Raw genomic sequence first — 1,264 nt, forward strand, 5'->3', positions numbered from 1 at the left:
TGTTCAGACCGGGGACATACCGGACAGGTGTTCGGGGACATGGCTGACGCATCATTGGCTGGATTTGGCTCTTTGGGAGGCGGTCCATGCCCTGGCGCGAGGTGTCTGCGATGGATGAGCGGCGCGAGTTCGTTCGGCTGGCGATGATGGAGGGTGTGAACCGGCGCGAGCTGTGTCGTCGGTTCGGGATCAGTCCGGACGTGGCCTACAAGTGGTTGAGGCGGGCCGAGGCGGGGGACGAGGCCCTGGTGGATCGCTCGCGCCGGCCGGTGACCAGCCCGGGGCGCACGGTGTGCGAGGTCGAGGCGGCGGTGCTGGCCGAGCGGGACGCCCACCCGGCCTGGGGGGCGCGCAAGATCGCCCGACGGCTGGCCGGGCGCGGGATCGTGCCGCCCGCGGTGTCCACCGCGCACGCGATCCTGGCCCGGCATGGCCGGATCGCGCCACCCGCGAGGGCCGACAAGGCTCTCGGCCGCTTCGAGCGCGCGGCGCCCAACGAGCTGTGGCAGATGGATTTCAAGGGCTGGGTGAGGCTGACGAACGGCCAGATCTGTCATCCACTGACGGTGATCGACGACCATTCGCGCTTCTCGCCCTGTGTCCAGGCATGCGCCGATCAGCGCGGCGACACGGTCCGGTCGAGGCTTTCCGCCGTGTTCCGTCGCTATGGTCTGCCCCAGGCCCTGTTCGTCGACAACGGGCCGCCATGGGGCTTCTCCGGCGACGAGCGCTGGACCCGGTTCGGCGTCTGGCTGCTCAAGCTCGGTATAGACGTCCTGCACAGCCGACCCTACCACCCGCAGGGACGGGGCAAGAACGAACGCTTCCACCGCACCCTGAAGGCCGAGGTCCTGGCGCTCAACCCTCTCGCCGATCTCGACAAGGCCCAACGCGCCTTCGATCGATGGCGCGAGGTCTACAACTTCGAACGCCCCCACGAGGCTCTGGACCTGGAGCCGCCCGCCTGCCGCTGGCGGCCCAGCCCCCGCCCCATGCCCGAAACCCTGCCCGAGGTCCGCTACGATGAAGGCGAGATGGTCCGGTGCGTCTGGCCGACCAAGGCCTGCATCAGCTTCAGGGGGCGGACGTGGCGCGTTCCCCGAGCCTTCCGGGGCGAACCCGTCGCCGTCCGCCCCCTCGACCACGACGGCCGATACGGCGTCTTCTTCGGCAGCCGACGCATCGCCAACATCGACTTGACCAACCCCGGAAGTGTCAGCCATGTCTCCGAACAGGCGTCAGTCATGTCCCCGGTCTGAACACG

General features: G+C 69.1%; 1 protein-coding gene. It reads left to right on the forward strand.

What is annotated here, in order from left to right:
• The first annotated feature begins 86 nt into the window (after positions 1–86).
• Entirely contained in the window at positions 87–1,259 is a 1,173-nt protein-coding gene (locus IV112_RS17880) for an IS481 family transposase (RefSeq protein WP_304005778.1), read from the forward strand.
• Positions 1,260–1,264: the final 5 nt, after the last annotated feature.

It is taken from the genome of Methyloversatilis discipulorum (assembly GCF_018780585.1).
In the GTDB taxonomy this organism is placed as follows: domain Bacteria; phylum Pseudomonadota; class Gammaproteobacteria; order Burkholderiales; family Rhodocyclaceae; genus Methyloversatilis; species Methyloversatilis discipulorum_B.